The sequence below is a fragment of the Dyella sp. genome (assembly GCF_035277725.1).
Taxonomy (GTDB): Bacteria; Pseudomonadota; Gammaproteobacteria; order Xanthomonadales; family Rhodanobacteraceae; genus Dyella_B.
This window is the reverse complement of the sequence record NZ_DATEJY010000117.1, coordinates 1-14,386: the sequence shown is the minus strand read 5'-3', so window position 1 is coordinate 14,386 and position 14,386 is coordinate 1. Positions and strand designations below refer to the sequence as shown.

The 14,386-nt window shown below is 61.4% G+C and carries 11 protein-coding genes; 3 read left to right on the top strand and 8 right to left on the bottom strand.

Going from position 1 to position 14,386, the window contains the following annotated elements; all coding sequences use genetic code 11:
- Positions 1 to 31 precede the first annotated feature (31 nt).
- The 8 genes from VJR68_RS10640 to VJR68_RS10605 all read right to left on the bottom strand — a co-directional run bounded on the left by VJR68_RS10640 (position 32) and on the right by VJR68_RS10605 (position 8,480).
- Positions 32 to 1,591, bottom strand: a complete 1,560-nt coding sequence (locus VJR68_RS10640; RefSeq protein WP_324147658.1) for an RICIN domain-containing protein — start codon at positions 1,589 to 1,591, stop codon at positions 32 to 34.
- A 144-nt stretch (positions 1,592 to 1,735) separates the two neighbouring features.
- Positions 1,736 to 3,142, bottom strand: a complete 1,407-nt coding sequence (locus VJR68_RS10635; protein WP_324147657.1) for a sugar porter family MFS transporter — start codon at positions 3,140 to 3,142, stop codon at positions 1,736 to 1,738.
- Positions 3,143 to 3,367: 225 nt separating this feature from the next.
- Entirely contained in the window at positions 3,368 to 4,258 is an 891-nt protein-coding gene (locus VJR68_RS10630; protein ID WP_324147655.1) for an SMP-30/gluconolactonase/LRE family protein, read from the bottom strand.
- Complete coding sequence (locus VJR68_RS10625; RefSeq protein ID WP_324147654.1) at positions 4,255 to 5,013, bottom strand: SDR family oxidoreductase; 759 nt, start codon at positions 5,011 to 5,013, stop codon at positions 4,255 to 4,257. Before VJR68_RS10625 ends, VJR68_RS10630 begins: the two co-directional genes overlap by 4 nt.
- A 23-nt stretch (positions 5,014 to 5,036) precedes the next feature.
- On the bottom strand, positions 5,037 to 6,185 hold the full coding sequence (gene dgoD / locus VJR68_RS10620) for a galactonate dehydratase (protein ID WP_324147653.1): 1,149 nt from the start codon (positions 6,183 to 6,185) through the stop codon (positions 5,037 to 5,039).
- Complete coding sequence (locus tag VJR68_RS10615; protein WP_324147652.1) at positions 6,182 to 6,817, bottom strand: 2-dehydro-3-deoxy-6-phosphogalactonate aldolase; 636 nt, start codon at positions 6,815 to 6,817, stop codon at positions 6,182 to 6,184. The genes dgoD and VJR68_RS10615 overlap by 4 nt, the downstream gene beginning before the upstream one ends.
- The gene (locus tag VJR68_RS10610) at positions 6,814 to 7,770 is read right to left on the bottom strand and encodes a 2-dehydro-3-deoxygalactonokinase (protein WP_324147651.1); all 957 of its coding nucleotides are present in this window, start codon (positions 7,768 to 7,770) and stop codon (positions 6,814 to 6,816) included. The genes VJR68_RS10615 and VJR68_RS10610 overlap by 4 nt, the downstream gene beginning before the upstream one ends.
- Entirely contained in the window at positions 7,767 to 8,480 is a 714-nt protein-coding gene (locus tag VJR68_RS10605; protein WP_324147650.1) for a FadR/GntR family transcriptional regulator, read from the bottom strand. The genes VJR68_RS10610 and VJR68_RS10605 overlap by 4 nt, the downstream gene beginning before the upstream one ends.
- Before the next feature lie 331 nt (positions 8,481 to 8,811).
- On the opposite strand from VJR68_RS10605, the gene VJR68_RS10600 reads away from it, so the two are divergent.
- The 3 genes from VJR68_RS10600 to VJR68_RS10590 all read left to right on the top strand — a co-directional run bounded on the left by VJR68_RS10600 (position 8,812) and on the right by VJR68_RS10590 (position 14,333).
- Positions 8,812 to 9,957, top strand: coding sequence for an aldose epimerase family protein (locus VJR68_RS10600; protein WP_324147649.1), 1,146 nt, complete (start codon positions 8,812 to 8,814; stop codon positions 9,955 to 9,957).
- A gap of 218 nt (positions 9,958 to 10,175) precedes the next feature.
- Complete coding sequence (locus VJR68_RS10595; RefSeq protein ID WP_324147648.1) at positions 10,176 to 11,375, top strand: 1,4-beta-xylanase; 1,200 nt, start codon at positions 10,176 to 10,178, stop codon at positions 11,373 to 11,375.
- A 159-nt stretch (positions 11,376 to 11,534) separates the two neighbouring features.
- Positions 11,535 to 14,333, top strand: a complete 2,799-nt coding sequence (locus tag VJR68_RS10590) for a TonB-dependent receptor (RefSeq protein WP_324147647.1) — start codon at positions 11,535 to 11,537, stop codon at positions 14,331 to 14,333.
- The last annotated feature ends 53 nt before the right edge of the window (positions 14,334 to 14,386 follow it).

Sequence of the window (14,386 nt, the reverse complement as noted above, 5' to 3'; positions counted from 1 at the left end):
TCCGGCCCTGCGGAAGGCGCCTGACGCCTGCTCAGTCGAGCTGCCACTGCTGCGGTGGCAGTCCGTTATCGGTCCAGATTTGCAACTGCGTACCGTGCGTGGTGGAACCGCCGGTGTCATCCAGCATCAGCGAACCGGATGCCTGGTTCATCAGCTTGTAGGTACCGTTGCCCAGGTCCATGAACAGCCAGGCCTGGTTGGCGTTGCCCACGCAGCCCCACAACGTGACCTTGTTGCCCGGTGTGGTGCTGCCGCCGGTGTTGTCCACGCACAATCCCGAGTACTGGTTCTGGATGCTATACCAGCCGCCGCCCTCGGCATGCACGGTCCAGTTTTGGACGGCCAAACCGTTGCAGTCCCACAGTTCCGCGCTGGTGTTGTTGGTAGTGCCCCAGCCGGTGTCGTCCAAACACAAAGCGGTGTTCTGCAGGTTGTGGAACGCATGCGTCGACCCGTCGGCGGGCAGGTTGTTCCAGGATTCGCTGCCGTAGTACGTGATGCAGCCGCCGTTGTTGTAGTCGGAAGCCAGCTCCAGAATGCTCGAGCCGTCCGAGGCGGGCAACAGCGCCGAGGAATAATTCGGGCAATAGTTGTCGTACGCGGTGGGAACCTGCACCGGTGCGTTGATGGTGTACCAGTTGCCAGCACCATCGACGTTGGTGTTAACGAACAACACCTTCCCGTTGTAGCTCGACACGCTGCCGTTGGATTCGTACATCACCTGACCGACCAGCACGATCGCACCGTTGCTGGAAATGACCGACGGGCTCCACACGTTGACGGGCGCATGTTCCAGATACTGGCCGCTGGCGGTGGCGATTTTGGTGCCTGTATGGGTGGGGTCGCCGAAATTCCAGCCATCGGTCGACGTGCGGTAGAACACCGTGCAGGCAGCAGGGCCGCACAACTCATAGCTCATGAAGAAATGGCCATTCGGCAATTTGCTGACCGTGGCCATGCCGGGACGATCGGATGGGACTGTACTGGCCACCGTGTTGCTCTGGTCCTGCCAGGTTTGTCCGTTATAGGTGCGGATCTGCGCAAGCTTCTGGCTGCAACACGGATCGGTCTCATCAGACCAGAACATCACCAGCGCGCCATCGTTGGCCACTTCGAACTCCGGCTCCCACAGGCCATGCGAGCTGTCGCCGCGTTGCACCGGCGTGCTGTGATAACTCCAGGAAAGGCCTTGATTGGTGCTGGTGTACACCTCGATCGCCGGTGTGCCGTTCACGGTATACGTTGCGGCAAACATCAGCGTGCCGGCTGCAAGCGCGCCGACTTGTTGCGGCAGTTCATACAACGTTGCGCAGCAGTACTCGGAGCTACCGCTGATCGTGGGCACCGGCCCGATCAGGTTCCAGCTTGCACCGTTGTTGGTGCTTTGAAAGATGATGCCGTTGGTACTTGCCACCAGCATGCCGTTGAAGCCTGCATTGTGTTGCAGGCGAACGACGCGTGGATAAAGCGTGCTACCGGTCAATAGGGTGCCCGTGGCGGCGTGTGCGGGCCGTGCGCTCGTGACGAGCAACACGGCCAGCATCAGCAGGCACAAGGAACTCCAAGCCGACCAAAGCTTCGGGTGTCTCATAAACCATCTCCTATGCCGCGTCAGCGGCAACGTGGTGTTTGAAAAGGCCGAATAGTCGTTCTTGTTGTGTGGTAACCGGCCGGCATGGCGCCGGCCGGGAGTTCCCCTCTACGAAGATGTAGAGCTACTGCCGTTACTGCGAAATCAGCGGCCGATATCGCGCAGCCGCTTGCCGCTCATCAGGTTGCGTTCGATCTGCTCCAGCGTGATGCCCTTGGTTTCCGGCACCAGCCAGAAGGTCAGTACGATAAAGACGGCGTTGAAGCCGGCATACAACCAGAACGTGTTGGTATGGCCGAAGCTGTTGAGTAAGGTGAGGAAGGTGAAACCAACGACCAGGTTGGCAATCCAGTTGGTCATGGTGGAACAACCGATACCGAAGTCGCGTCCCTTCAGCGGCTGCACTTCCGAGCACAGTGTCCAGATCAGCGGACCGGCGGACATGGCGAAGCCGACGATGAAGACCAGCAACATGATCACCGCGAACATCTGCATGCCATGCGAACCCGTGCCCATCAGGCTGCCGACGACACCGAGGCCCACGGCCATCACGGCGAAGCCGGTGTACAGGATCGGCTTGCGGCCCCAGCGATCGATCAGGGCGATGGCGATGAAGGTGGCCAGCACGTTGGTCAGGCCGACAATGGCGGTAAACCACATCTGCGCCGCCGTGTCGTAACCCATGTCCTGGAAGATGCGCGGCGCGTAGTACATCACCACGTTCATGCCGGTGAATTGTTGCATCAGCTGCAACAGAATCCCCAGGCCGACCGAGCGGCGGAAGTTGCTGTTCTCCAGGAACAGATGCCAGCCACGCTGCGGCGTCTTGAGTTGCTCGCGAATGTCGTTCGCTTCGCGCTCGACGATTTCCGGATTGCCGCGCAGGCGCTGCAGCACGTCCAGCGCTTCGGCATCGCGCTGCTTCATCAGCAGCCAGCGCGGGCTGTCCGGCAGGAACAGCACGCCGATCAGGAACAACACACCCGGAATCGCGATGATGCCGAGCATCCAGCGCCAGTTGCCGGTGTAGCTGAAGGCGGTGTCGGAGAGAAACGCCACCAGGATGCCGATGGTGATCATCAGCTGGTACACCGAGATCATCGCGCCGCGGATGTATTCCGGCGCCACTTCGGCCAGATACAGCGGGGCGGTGAAGGAGGCGATGCCGATCGCCAGGCCAAGGATGACGCGCGCTGCAATCAGCATGTCGGGCGACTGCGCGAAACCGCACAGCACCGAGCCGGCCACGAACAGCACCGCGCCGAGAATCAGCGAGCGCTTGCGCCCCAGTGAGGAAGACAGCCAGCCGGCCCCCAGTGCGCCGACCGCCGCGCCGAACATCATCGCGCTGACGATCCATTCGAGTGCGTGGTCGGAAACGCCGAATTCTTTCTGGATGAACTGCTGGGCGCCGGAAATCACGCCGATATCCAGGCCGAACATCAGGCCTGCGAGTGCGGCGAGCACGCAGGTGAAGATGGCGGTGGCTTTGGCGTGTGGCTTGACGTCGGAATGTGTTGTCGCAGATGTTGGAATGATACTGGCACTCATGAATGACCCCGTCATGGTTGTGAGTTGAGAAAGTGCCTTCCCCACACTTGCCCAACACGCCAGGCGCGGTATCAGACCGGACCCGGCTACGCTTAAACCAAGCACTCAGGTGCTTGATTCGCGACAGGCCTTCCGTGACCTGCATGACCAGCCTGTGTTCAGCAGCCTGATCGAATGCGCCGCGCGAGTGTTCTCACTTTCTTCACGACGCATAAAAAAGCCGGCTCATGCAGGCCGGCCGTTGAAACGTGGTTCGGGCATGCCGGTGAAGGGCACCTCGATGGCGAACAGGCCACCGGCATGCGGTTCTTTCGCCAGCACCTCGGCGGAAAGTCCGTCGCGGGCACTGGTGATGTATAGCATGTTCAGCCGCTCGCCGCCGAAGGCGACGCGCGTGGGTTGGCTGGCCGGTACGCTGATGACCAGGTCCTGCCTGCCGTCGGGGGTGTAGCGCACCACGCGGCCGGAACCCCATTCGGCGTTCCACAGGCCGCCTTCGCTGTCCACGGCCGAACCGTCAGGCTCGCCTTGCTGCTGCGTCAGGTCGATGTGCATGCACGCATCGGCCACGCTGTCGCCGTAGCTGCAGCGATGCACGGTGCGCTTCCACGAATCGCAGTAATACATGGTGGCGCCGTCAGGACTGAACGCTATGCTGTTGCTGATCGCGACCGATCCAAGCGGCAGTTGCTCCAGTCGCAGATCGTGGTGCAGCCGATAGAAGGCGCCGGCCGCACGCCGCGCTTCGCCGCCCACCGGTTCATGCAGCGTGCCGAACACGAAGCGTCCCTGGCGATCGCAGGCGCCGTCGTTGAGGCGCGTCGGCAGGCCGGCTTCGACGTCGGTGATGCGGATCAGCCGATCGCTTTCCTGGTGGAAGAACGCCAGCCCGCTTTCCAGTCCGAGCAGCAGCCAGCCATCGTCCTCGCATAAGGCGAACGAGGCCAGGCGCTCCGGCATCGGCCAGCGGCGCGTGCTGCCATCGGCGGGGCGGAAGCACCACAGCACGGACGCGTGGATATCTGTCCAGTACAGCGACTGGCTACGCGTGCACCAGACCACACCCTCGCCGAGAGTGTTTCGCGCATCCAGCACCAACGAGGCTTGCAAACTCATGCCCATCCACCATCGACAAAGAAGTCGTGACCCGTACACATGCGGCTGTCATCCGCGGCCAGAAACAAAGCCGCGCGCGCGAGATCGTCCGCGCCGAGAAACCCGGGCATGCACTGCTTGCGTTCAATTTCCGCCTTGCCGGCGTCATCCAGCCACAGCTCGCGCTGCTTGTCGGTAATCACCCAGCCAGGCACCAGTGCGTTGATGCGGATCTGATCCTTGCCCAGCTCGCGCGCCAGGCCATTGATCAGGCCGCGCACGGCGGACTTGGCCATCGCGTACATCGGATAGCCGGCGTTCTTGATCATCCAGCCGGTGGAGCCCAGGCAGATGACCGAGCCGCCGCCCAGTTCACGCATGCCCGGCACCACCGCCTGCGTTGCGAAATACTGGTGGCGCAGATTGACGGCGATGCTTTGCTCGAATTCTTCCGGCGTCGTGTCCTGCAACTGATGGCGGCGATCGTTGGCTGCGTTGTTGATCAACACGCTGAAGGTGCCGACGCTCTGGCTTGCTGCGAAAATGGCCTGCCGAAGCTGCGCGATGTTGGTCACGTCGCAGCGCGTGAACTGCGGTGCATGACGTACATCGGGAAGCGAAGCAATCAACGCAGCGGCGCTGTTGTCGTCGATATCGAAAAACGCAACGCGCGCGCCCTGCTGCGCGAAGTGCGCAACGAACGCAGCGCCGATGCCTGTAGCGCCGCCGGTAATCAATACCGAGCGATCGACCAGGCTGGGGTAGGTAGCAAACATGGGGGACATGAATCGTTACGGCCTTACCATTCGGCCACGCTGCCGTCGCTGTGACGCCAGATCGGATTGCGCCAACGATGCCCGACGGTGGCGCGTTCGGCCACGTAAGCCTCGTTCACTTGCACCCCGAGACCGGGGCCGGTCGGCATGGTGACAAAACCGTTTTCGTACGCGAATACGCTGCGGTCGGTGATGTAGTCGAGCAGGTCGTTCGTAGCGTTGTAGTGGATGCCCAGGCTCTGTTCCTGGATGAAGGCGTTGTGGCACATCGCATCCAGCTGCAGGTTGGCGGCGAGTGCGATCGGCCCCAGCGGGCAATGCAGCGCCAACGCCACGTCGTGGGCTTCGGCCATCATCGCAATCTTGCGCGTTTCCGTGATGCCGCCCGAATGCGACGGATCAGGCTGGATGATGTCCACGCCGCCGGTGGCGAACACGCGCTTGAAGTCATAGCGCGAATACATGCGCTCACCCAAGGCGATCGGCGCGGGCGAAATGCTGGCCAGTTCCGGGATGCATTCCAGATGATCGGAAAGCACCGGCTCTTCGATAAACATCAGCTTGAACGGGAGCAGTTCGCGCATCAGCACCTTGGCCATCGGCTTGTGCACGCGGCCGTGGAAATCCAGGCCAAGGCCGATATCGGGGCCTACGGCGTCGCGCACGGCCTGCACGTTTTCCAGCACGCGCTGCACTTTTTCATGCGTGTCGACGAAGTGCATTTCCTCGGTCGCGTTCATCTTTACCGCGGTAAATCCACGCGCCACCGCTTCCTTCGCCGCCTTGGCGGTATCCGACGGGCGATCGCCGCCGATCCACGAATACACGCGGATGCGCTCGCGCACCGGACCGCCGAACAAGGCATGCACGGGCACGCCCAGATGCTTGCCCTTGATGTCCCACAGCGCCTGGTCGATACCGGCGATGGCGCTCATCAGGATCGGGCCGCCGCGATAGAAGCCGCCGCGGTACATCACGTTCCAATGGTCTTCGATGTGGCGCGGATCTTTGCCGATGAGGTAATCGGAAAGTTCCTCGACCGCTGCCGCAACCGTATGCGCGCGGCCCTCAACGACCGGTTCGCCCCAGCCGCTGATGCCTTCATCGGTATCGATCCGTACGAACAGCCAACGCGGCGGAACGAGGAAGGTGGTGAGACGGGTGATCTTCATGCGGGGTTTCCTTGAGAACTTGTTTTCCAGGCTTGAGCGAAGGCGTGGGCGCGACGACCGACGTCGTTCGCATCACGGCCGGGTGCGTAGAGTGCGGAGCCGAGGCCGAAGCCGTTGGCGCCTGCGGCGACATAAGGGGCCATGTTTTCCGGCGTGATGCCGCCGACCGGCAGCATGGGCAGGTCGCGCGGCATTACCGCGCGCCATGCCTTGAGCACCGGCGGCGTAAGCAGTTCGGCAGGGAACAGCTTGATCGCGTCGGCGCCGGCCTGGATGGCGGCAAACGCTTCGGTCGGTGTGGCAACGCCTGGCACGCAATACAGGCTGGCGCGCTTGGCCGCGCTGATCACGCGTGTATCGGCGTGCGGCATCACGATCAGCTTGCCGCCCGCGGCTGCCACTTCCGTGACCTGTTCCGGCTGCAGCACGGTGCCGGCGCCGATCAGGCAATGCTGGCCCAATGCTTCGGACATCAAGCGAATGCTCTCCAGCGGCTGCGGCGAATTCATCGGCACCTCGATCACGCGGAAGCCCGCATCGACCAGGGCGTTGCCAACGGCGAGTGCTTCGTCGGGCCGGATGCCGCGAAGAATCGCCACCAGGGGAAGAGAATCGAGCCACGCGCGAATCATGGTGTTACTCCGGAAAAAGAATGAAGCTTGGCGTTGGCCAGCAAGCCGGCGGCAGAGGCCAGCTGCCACAGCCCTTGGATGGCTGCGTCATCAATCACAGTCGGCGCGGCATAACCGAACTGCTGCGCCGCCAAGGTATAGCGTTGGCATAGCGACGCTTCGCCAATCAGGCATAGCGGCGAAATGCGGTGGTCGTCACGCGAGCGTGCGATGCGGAATTCCTCGCCGATCAACAGGCCGGATAGAAAATCCGGCACCTGCGCCGCCGCCAGTTTGCCAGCAAGCATCAATGCGCGCGTCGAGAACAGACGGCTGAAAATACCTTCCGCGCCGCTCTCCTGGGCGGTAAGCACACCGCGAATGAAAGCCTCTTGGGCAAACGGCTGCGCCGGCTCACCAGGAAGACCGGCACCGAGAATGGAATGCTTGATCAACAGCGCGTACATCTCGCCGGTCATCACCGTGTCGAATGCCACGATGCGTCCGTCGACCACGCTTGCCCATTTGCTATGCGTACCCGGCAGCACGAAGCGCATGTTGGCTTGATAGAGCGGCTGCTGCGCCAGCGCGCCGATGATCTGCGTTTCTTCGCCACGCATTACGTCGGCCGGTTGATGCCGCTGCAAACCCGGCGCAATCCATAGTTCATGGCTGCTGCAGTCGTCCACGCGCAGCATGCCGTGCGCGATGCTTGCTGCATCGGCTGGCAATGCAACGTAAGGCACTTCACGCCAGCCCTGGCGGCTGCCGACCATGCCGGCGGCTACTGCCACGCAAGCTGGCCAATCGGCGGTGATGGCCTGCAAGGCGCCGGCGAATCCACCCTCCGGCAGGTTGCGGATGCCCCAGGACTGGTGGCGTGTTGCCACGACCTTGCCATCGGCATCATAAAGATAGGCACGCAGGCTGCTGGTGCCCCAGTCCAGTCCGATCAGTCGCACGTCGACGCTCATGCGGACTTCCTCGTGCGGCGCTTGCCGGTCATGTTGGCGCGCGCGTCCACGATCATCTGCTGCATGGCGCGGCGGGCCACTTCGGGCTGCTTGCGGCGGATCGCGTCGAACACCTGGCGGTGATAGGGCAGGGAGTACTTGAAGTCACCGCTCTTGCGCGCGGACTGTACAAAGAAGGAACCCAGGGCGGTTTCCACGACGGAGAACAGGGAGCTCATCAATTCGTTGTTGGTGGCGATCAATACGGCCTCGTGGAATTGCAGGTCCGCGACGGCCCACTCATCACTATTGCGCGACGCTTCCATCGCCAAATACGCCAGTTCGATCTCTTTGAGTTGTGAGGCATCGCAACGGCGTGCCGCCAGGGCAGCTGCGGCAGGCTCGAAGATTTCACGCATCTGCACCAGCTTTTCCACGAAGTCAGCCGGCGGCATGGATGCGCAACGCCAGGCCAGCACGTCGGCATCCAGTTGATGCCAGTAGCGTTCGTCACGCACGCGCGTACCGACTTTCGGCCGCGCCTCGACCAGGCCCTTGGCGGACAGCACGCGCATGGCCTCGCGCAAGGCGGTGCGGCTAACCGCCATCTGTTCGGCCAGGGTTTCTTCGCGGGGCAGGATCTCGCCCGGCCGAAGCTGGCCGCTGACGATCCGCACCCCCAATTCCTGGGTGACATGACCATGCAGATTGCGGGCGTTGGTGACTCTCATCGGTGCTCTATGGAGGTGATGGAAAAGGGTCGATCGTGCTGCATTGCGAAAGAGCTTGTGCTTGACGTTGATAGCGTTGGGCGCTGGCGCGGCGTGCACGGAATACGTTGCTTGTCACGTCGCCGGCGTATAACACCCACTTTTTCAACACTGTCAGCCGCACCCTCCACTTATGCGAACCGCCACGATGATGCCCCAGTTCTACTTGCTCGATGACCATGCTGCAGCGCGTAAAGCCCAGACGGCCATGCGTCTATATAATCATACAATATGCTCAGAAGCGACAGGGCATGTGAGCTCCCGGTTTCATAGATTTCGTAAGGGGATTTGCTTGAAATCTGTAGTACTGCTCGGTTCCATCCTTACGGCAAGCATGTTGCTGCCACTCTCCGCGATGGCCGGCGAGGCCACCCGCGCATCCTTCGGACATACGGCGGATGGGCAGGATGTGGAAATCGTGACGCTTACCAACAGCCATGGCATGCGCGCACGCGTCATGAGTTACGGCGCCTCGCTGCAGTCTCTGCTGGTGCCTGACCGCAACGGCAAGCTTGCCGACGTCGTGATCGGTTACGACACGCTGCAGGGCTATCTCGACCGGCGCCAGTATTTCGGCGCGACCGTCGGCCGCTTTGCGAACCGTATCGCCCACGGCAAATTCACGCTGGACGGCAAGCCGTATAGCCTTACGTTGAACGATGGCGCCAATTCCCTGCACGGCGGCACGAAAGGCTTCGACATGCAGGTGTGGAAAGTACTCGACGTAAAGTCGGGTTCCACGCCAAGCGTGACGATGGAATACGTCAGCCCCGATGGCGACCAGGGTTACCCCGGCACGCTGACGGTGAAGGCGACCTATGCCTTGAGCGATGAAAACCAGCTCAAGATCGCCTACACCGCCACCACGGACAAGCCGACCATCGTCAATCTTTCCAATCACACGTACTGGAATCTCGGTGGCGAAGGTTCCGGTTCGGTGATGGATCAAACATTGATGATTCCCGGCAACGACATCACGCCGGTAGGCGATGCCGCGTCGATTCCGACCGGAGCATTCGCGCCTGTGGCAGGTACGTCCTACGACTTCCGCGTTGCCAAGCCGATTGGTCGTGACATTCGCGATGGCCGTTCGCAGCAGTTGCTGTTCGGCAAGGGCTACGACATGAATTGGGTGCTCAGCCGCAAGGAAATCGAGCCGCGTGTGGTGGCCCGGGTGGAAGACCCGCATTCCGGACGCGTGATGACGCTGTGGTCGAGCAAGCCGGGTTTGCAGTTTTATTCGGGCAATTTCCTGGATGGCACCACGGTCGGCAAAGACCATCATATTTATCGTCAGGGCGATGCATTCGTGCTGGAGCCGCAGCTGTTTCCGGACACGCCGAATCATCCGGACTTCGGCTCGGCGCGACTGGCGCCGGGCGAGATCTACCGCAACATCATCGTCTATCGCTTCGGTATCGACCAGGCCGCGAAGTAACACCTGGGTCGAGTCGTAGCAGCAGGGAGCAGCACCGCGCAGGAGCCGCGTAGGTTGGGGTGCGAACCCCGACGCTATGCCATCGCATCGCCATCATTGCAAGCTTGGATTTGCATCAAGCCGCGAATTGCGAGGCGCACAGCTTTAATGCAGTACTTATAAACAACCCATCCCGTACGCGGGACAGGGATAAAAAAGATTCAAGGGTGGATGTGACAATGAAGAGCACACGATGGGCAGGGTGCCTCGCTCTGGCGCTGCTGCTTGGTGTTTCCGTGGCGCACGCCGCGGATATGGAGCGTTGGACGGCTGCACAGGCCAAGGCCTGGTACGCAAAGCAGCCGTGGCCGGTAGGTAGCAATTACATTCCTTCCAACGCGATCAACGAACTGGACATGTGGCAGTCCGCCACGTTCGATCCGGCGCGCATCGATCAGGAACTCGGCTGGGCGCAGGGTTTGGGCATGAACACCATGCGCGTGTTCCTGCATAACCTCCTGTGGGATCAGGATCGCGAAGGTTTCAAGAAGCGCATCGATACGTTCCTCGCGATCGCCGCGAAGCATCACATCAAGCCGATCCTGGTGCTGTTCGATTCGTGCTGGGATCCTGATCCCGTGCTGGGCCCGCAGCATCCGCCGATTCCTGGCGTGCACAACTCCGGCTGGGTGCAGGCGCCGGGCACCAAGGTGCTGGATGATCCGTCGCAGTATCCGCAGCTCGCAGCCTATGTGAAGGATATCGTCGGCAGCTTTGCCAAGGACGGTCGCATCCTTGCCTGGGACGTGTGGAACGAACCGGACAACGACGGCGGCGGCAATTACGCAGCCGAGGAACCCAAGGACAAATTCCAGCGCGTGGCGCAACTGCTGCCGCAGGTGTTCGATTGGGCGCGCAGCCAGCATCCCGTGCAGCCGCTGACCAGCGGCGTGTGGCACGACGACGACTGGTCAAAGCTGCACCAGCTCAATGCGATCGAGCAGACGCAGCTCACGCAGTCGGACATCCTTACGTTTCACAACTATGGATTCCCGGAAGAATTCCTCCATCGCGTGCAGCAGTTGCAGACGTATGGACGTCCAATGATCTGCACGGAATACATGGCGCGCAGTGCGGGTTCCACCGTCGACGGCGTGCTGCCGGTGGGCAAGAAGCTCGACGTCGGCATGGTCAACTGGGGTTTTGTCTCCGGCAAGACGCAGACAATTTTTCCGTGGGATTCCTGGCAGAAGCCGTACACGCTGCAGCCGCCGGTGATCTGGTTCCACGATCTGCTCAATCCCGATGGCACGCCGTATCGCGAGCGTGAGGCAGCGATCTTCCGGGCCTTGAGTGCAGCGCCCAAGGGCATCGTGCCTGCTGACGCGGCGATGCTCCCGGTCACCGCAGCCGTCCATAGCCCAAGCGCGGCGCACTGAACTCTTTTACTGCGCAGGCCGCGAGGCGGCGGCTTTCTGTCGCCTCAAGCAGCTGACCATATAGTAGTACTAATAGCGAATTTGGCTTTTTAAATAGACATTCCATACCAAGGGTGGCGGCCATGCAAGGCGTACGCCCAAGCCGAAAGGGGAGAGACCATGAAGCGCAACACCATTACCTGCACCATGAGTTTGCTGGCCGTCGCTATCGTCTCGTCGCTGGCCACGGCACACGCCGACACCACGGCAGCGCAGCCTGTGAGCACCAGCCAACCGGTAACCGGTGCACAAACCGCGGATGCTTCATCACCGGACAACACCAAGAAGGATCAAAAGAAAAAAGACCAGAACGTCGCAGCCACCCTCTCCACCGTGGTGGTCACGCCATTGCGTTCGAGCCTTGGCTCTGCGGCAGAAGTGAAGCAGGATTCCGACAACATCGTCGACTCGATCGTGTCGGAAGACATCGGCAAGATGCCTGACAACAGCGTGGCCGATGCCTTGCAGCGCATCACCGGCGTGCAGGTGGCGCAAGGCTTTCAGGGCGAAACCAGTAGCGTGGTGGTGCGTGGCCTGCCGAACGTGGTGACCACGTTGAACGGCCGCGAGATCGTCAGCGGTGTTGGCCGCTCGTATGCCTTCCAGAATCTGCCGGCAACGGCGGTGAAGTCGGTGCAGGTGTACAAGACCAGCGATGCCAGCTTGCCGGCAGGCGGCATTGCCGGCCTGGTGGACATGCAGCTGTTCCGCCCGTTCGATTTCAAAGGGCTGGAAGTGGCGGGCACGGTGACCGGCATCAATAGCGCGAACGCGGGCCGCACCGACGGCACCGGCAGCTTTCTGGTCAGCGACCGCTGGAAGACGGATGCCGGTGAGTTCGGCGCACTTCTCAACGCCAGCATCATCACCCAGCACTACGACTACAAGGCCGTGTGGGGCGATTTCCCGCGACTGCTGACGGATGCACAGGGCAATGCGTTGCGCAGCCCTTCGGGCACGCTGGTGGAAGTGCCGAATGGTTTCGGTGCCGACTACAACATCGGCTATCGCCGCCGTCCCGAGCTGAACTATGCGGTGCAATGGGCACCCAACGATCACACCGAAATCTACGCCGAAGGCTTGTACGACTGGGATCACGACAGCTACAGCCAGCCGTTCTTCTTCACCTTCCCGACCGGTGTCGTGACGCCGAGTTCGTACACCGTCGGCAATCACTGCTATCCGGACCAGCTCGCCGGCCAGTACTACGGCCAGACGATCTGTGACGCTACCAGCGCGACCTGGAGCGGCAACAGCTATGCGGCGACCAGCACGCAGGCACACGCGCAGCACGGGCACGACATTCAAAACGCGATCGGCGCCAAGTGGCATAACGATGTGCTGAGCCTGTCGACCGAACTGTCGTCGACGCTCAGCTCGTTCATGGACAACACCTTCATCGTCGATACGTTCCTGAAAGGGCCGATCACCACGGTGTGGAACGGTACCGCCGGCAACCGCCAGAACTGGTCGCTGCTCGGCAGTCCGCAGAACGACGCGTCCAACTACTACTTGAACGGCCTGTTCCAGAACTGGTCGGTGCAACGCGGCAAGGAGCTCTCCTGGCGCGCGGATGGCGTGTACACCTTCGACTCGGGCTTCTTCCAGAACCTGCAGTTTGGCGTGCGCGCCGACGATCACCGCGCGAACTACGAGGGCAGCGTGCAGGTATCGATTCCGCCGCCGGGCGGCACCGGTGCGATTGCGCTCGATCCCAATCCGGCCAACCAGGTGTTGGCGCGTTTCCCCGCCAACTACTTCTGCGCCATGCCCAGTTCATCGGCGCTGCCGGGTGGTTGGTTGAGCGGCTGCTACAACTATCTGAACGGCAATGCGAACGCCATTCGCGCGCTGTACGGCACCAACCAGGGGTTGCAGCCGACCGATCCGGGCCGCTTCTACAACATCGACGAGAAAGACTTCGCCGGTTATCTGCAGACGGCCTATGCCACCACGGTGTTCGGCATGCCGCTGGATGGCCTGATCGGCGTGCGCATCGAAGACATCAATCGCAACCTCAACGCGTTTTCGTACAACAGCGCCACCAACGTCTACTCACCGCTGGCCTTGTCGACCAGTGCGCCGGTGTACCTGCCGAACGTGAGCGCCGTGCTGCACATTACGGATGCCTTGCAGGCGCGCTTTGTGGCGGCGAAGACGGTGACGTATCCGAACTTTGGTGACCTCAATCCGTCGATGTCGCTCAATCCCGGCACCATCAATCGTGCAGGCAACGGCAGCAGCGGTAACGCCTACCTCACGCCGATCAAGTCCAACAACTACGACATGTCGCTGGAGTGGTATTTCGCGCCAGGCAGTTATGCCAGTGCCGGTGCGTTCTATCGCAACATCAAGGGCTATGTGCAGAGCTACGTGACGGATGAGGTGATCGGCGGACAGCCGTACCAGATCAGCAGTCCCGAGAGTGCAGGCAATGGCTTCCTGGACGGCGTGGAGCTGGCCTATCAGCAGTTCTTCGATTTCCTGCCGGGTGCGTGGAACGGACTGGGCGTGCAGGTCAACTACACCTACATCAATGGATCGACCAAGTCGCCGCAGTATCTGGGTGGCCCGATGGTTACCACGCCGTTGCAGAACGTATCCAAGCACAACGGCAACGCAGTGCTGATGTATGAGAAGTATGGCTGGTCGTTGCGCCTGGCCTACAACTATCGCAGCCGCTTCATCGATGGCTTCAATGCCGTCAACGTGGCCAGCGTGAACGATGAAATCGCACCGGCGAATCAGGTGGATCTTTCCGTCGCCTACAACCTCAACGACCACAGCACGGTGGTGTTGGGCATGACCAATCTGCTGGGTGCGAATCTGCATCAGTACTGGGGTGACGGTACGTCGCGTCCGCGCGATATCCGCTATCAGGATCGCACGGTGAATCTGGGTTTCCGTTTCAAACTTTAAGGATGAGCTGATTGATTCTGCGTAGTTGGCATGATGTTCAGAAAGCCCGCAGG